Genomic DNA, 2,924 nt, shown 5'->3' with positions numbered 1-2,924 from the left:
AAGACAGTAATTCCTAGTAAACGTCATCGGGCAGTAGGTAAAGAAACTGGTCAAACTAATCCTATTGAAAGATTAAATAATACCTTTCGACAAAGGATTTCTCGGCTGGTGAGAGAGAGTCTATCTTTCTCTAAAAAAATCGAGAATCACGTTGGGGAACCCTTTGGTATTTTATCCATGACTACAATGCACAGCAAAGGATTAAGCCGCCATCACTACTACCGAATCACCACCTTATTTTCCTCCGAATGCTCGCCATTTGGCTCTCCCAGCTTTGGTGGGTAAAATGTATTCTAAGATACATTTCTCCTAGCGAGGGGGTGGAACGAACCACAAAGACACAAAGGACACAAAGATCGATCAATCCTATGTCAATTAAACTTATCACACAGAACCTAGAAGAGCCGCCATTTCGCCTAATCATACCTTAATTCAGCAACGCCTGGTAAAACCGAGGTTCTTCACCTGACATTCACAATCAACCTCTTGCATAATTAGGGTTTGCGGCAAAAAGTTTTTCGTGGGGTGTGGGGTGTGGGGTGTGGGGTGTGGGGTGTGGGGTGTGGGGTGTGGGGTGTGGGGTGTGGGGAGAATAAATAAAATAATCTCCTATCTCCTATCTCCTATCTCCTGACTCGGAGAATACTGACTCGGAGAATACTGAATCCTGACTCCTGACGACCGGCTACTGACTTCTAACCATAACAACAATTTTTGATTTTTACCAGAGGTCTAATTGACTGATCCTGACTGGGCAATGGCTTGAAAAAGTCTCTGTTGAAATGTTGCCTCTGAGAGGGTGGGAGCGTAGCTAATCGCCACTGAAGCAGCATCTGGATTGATTTGGATTTCTTGCACGCCGGCTAGGGACTGAAGGCACTGACGCAACCGCTCGGCGTAGGAGAGATCTTGGCGCAGGCGAGGAATCCGCAGTCGCACCCGCCCGGCAATAGCGTGAATGATTTCGGTATCTGTGGGAAGGCTTGCAGTCGCTCGAATTTTCTGGCGTACCTTGGGCGAGATACAGAAGCCTTCTTGGGCTTCTAGATAACTAAGCAGGTCCACCAAATCATTGTGTACGGCAATTAGGCGATCGCATCCTTCTAGCTCCTCAACCCGCTCGGCGCTGTCGATGACCTGGATCGTTTTGATGACATTCTGATACATAGGGCGATCTTTTTGGATGTCGTCCCTCAGTTCCGCGGCAAATTGATAGAGCGAGATAGCTTCCAACTCAGGGTAGATCGATTCGGCTTGCCCAAAGACTTTAACGAATGTCTGTCCCAGAGATCTCTGCTCTGAGAAGGAAAAATAGAAAGCGTCTCCAGCAAAGTCCTCGCGGTTGGCAAAAGTCTTGATAATTTTGCTAATCAGTTCGATCGCCTTCTTGTCTCTGGTGTAGGGACCGTATCGATAGACGTACGAGTACCAGCCAAAGAATTTCACCAGGACATAGAGGAGTTCTAAGGCTTCGGGAGAACCGATTTCATCGGCTTCGGGATATTCCCTTTTAAAAAATTCCAACTCTTGCTGATTGAGGATGCCGTCAAGTCGGACTTGCAATTCGTGAGCGGCGAACAGGAAGGGATTAATATACAGAGCGGCAATCTGATTTCGTTTCTGCGTCTTTTCCTCCTCTTGTTGCTCGCTCCAAGTCCAAACTGTCCAGATGGCTGTGGCAGTTGCCGAAAGTACCGATAAGATGATGCCGAGTGTTACTTCCATGTTCCACTATTCTAATATTTATTAGTTTGGAGATTACATTCTCAGTTTCAATCTTGCCCACTTAGCTCGATAGGCAGTCCCCCCCTGAGATAGATGTCAGTATTTATAATATAAGGGTTGTCAAGAGCCGCTGGATTATCTGCGGCAAATGGCTGATTGCCGATCCCATCGATCGGCAAAAGGCGCACTACAGTTAGCCCATTTAACAAAATCAATGTCAAAAATGACAATAGCGGCGAATATTGTGCTGGCTCCCGCAGCAAAGGTGATCACAGCCATTATCATCGGATTTTTCTCCACCCTAGCTCCTTAATTGGGCTAATTCAAGCCTGAATTGCATCACTGTCTGATTTGCATTCATAGAATACCTCATTCGGGGTACGATAGTCAAGGCATTTGCGAGGACGATTGTTAATTAAGTTTACGGCTCTTTCTACCTCCTCTGGCTTAACGATTTTCAAATTCGTTCCCTTGGAAAAAACGATTTACGAAACCTCAAAGAATAGGATAGAAGGACTGCTATCCATCTCGGAATGGTTGGCAAAATCGTCTAGTATTTTTACCAAGAGTTGCCAAACAATCCGAAACTGGTTTGGAGAAATCATTGCTTATTTCGAGCGAAGGACAACGAAGGTCGGGTCGAGGAAATCAACAATAAACTTAAACTAATAAAACGGCGAGGCTATGGCTTGAGAAACTTTCGGATTTTTTGGTAGTCTATGAGGACTTGAAGGTATCTAATATGGTGAAAAATCCTAAGCTTGCTAAATCTATTTCAGATGCAAGCTGGTCAATGTTCACCGATTGGTTAGACTATTGTGGGAAAATACACGGGAAGTTTGTGATAGCGGTAAATCCACAATATACTAGCCAACAATATTCCAGTTGTGGCAATCCTGTCAAGAAAACATTATCTGTAAGAACACATATTTGTTCTTGTGGGTGTGTCTTGGATAGAGATAAAAACGCCGCTATAAACATTCTCGCACGGGCAAATACTGTCGGGCGGACAGAAATTCAAGCCCTCGGACAGGCTCTTCTGGTTTCTGTGTGGAAACGCTGACAGGGGGACAAGCGAGCTAGAAAACTTGCCAACACAGGCTTCTGGCTTCTCTCGCTAGAAATAGATCTAGCGATTCTAGGCAAAAAGCTAACGAAAGAATTAGGGATAGGAGCGAGCTTACTAGGAATTATTATTA

At 45.0% G+C, this 2,924-nt stretch carries 2 protein-coding genes and 4 pseudogenes; 3 read left to right on the top strand and 3 right to left on the bottom strand.

The annotated features are described in order from the left end of the window. Positions 1–191, top strand: a pseudogene (locus O9323_RS21695) (IS1 family transposase); the annotation flags it as partial. A gap of 541 nt (positions 192–732) precedes the next feature. Here O9323_RS21695 and O9323_RS21690 read toward each other — a convergent pair. The 3 genes and pseudogenes from O9323_RS21690 to O9323_RS21680 all read right to left on the bottom strand — a co-directional run. Then, positions 733–1,725 (bottom strand): HMA2 domain-containing protein, encoded by a 993-nt coding sequence (locus O9323_RS21690; protein ID WP_002752488.1) that lies wholly within the window; start codon positions 1,723–1,725, stop codon positions 733–735. Between the two features lie 135 nt (positions 1,726–1,860). After that, entirely contained in the window at positions 1,861–2,010 is a 150-nt protein-coding gene (locus tag O9323_RS21685) for a hypothetical protein (RefSeq protein WP_002752489.1), read from the bottom strand. A 38-nt stretch (positions 2,011–2,048) separates the two neighbouring features. Then, positions 2,049–2,204, bottom strand: a pseudogene (locus tag O9323_RS21680) (IS30 family transposase); the annotation flags it as partial. Between O9323_RS21680 and O9323_RS21675 the strand changes: the two are divergent. Both O9323_RS21675 and O9323_RS21670 read left to right on the top strand, forming a co-directional pair. Then, positions 2,203–2,441: pseudogene (locus O9323_RS21675) on the top strand (transposase); the annotation flags it as partial. The pseudogenes O9323_RS21680 and O9323_RS21675 sit on opposite strands and share 2 nt — an antisense overlap. Beyond that, a pseudogene (locus O9323_RS21670) lies at positions 2,426–2,788 on the top strand (RNA-guided endonuclease InsQ/TnpB family protein); the annotation flags it as partial. The pseudogenes O9323_RS21675 and O9323_RS21670, both read left to right, overlap by 16 nt. Between the last annotated feature and the right edge of the window lie 136 nt (positions 2,789–2,924).

It is taken from the genome of Microcystis sp. LE19-131.1A (assembly GCF_027532015.1).
Classification (GTDB): domain Bacteria; phylum Cyanobacteriota; class Cyanobacteriia; order Cyanobacteriales; family Microcystaceae; genus Microcystis; species Microcystis ichthyoblabe_A.
This window is presented reverse-complemented; position numbering and strand designations above follow the sequence as displayed.

Bases quoted from the DNA above. Each gene is read 5' to 3' on its own strand.
- O9323_RS21690 (WP_002752488.1), bottom strand. From the start codon at position 1,725: ATGGAAGTAACACTCGGCATCATCTTATCGGTACTTTCGGCAACTGCC.
- O9323_RS21685 (WP_002752489.1), bottom strand. From the start codon at position 2,010: ATGATAATGGCTGTGATCACCTTTGCTGCGGGAGCCAGCACAATATTC.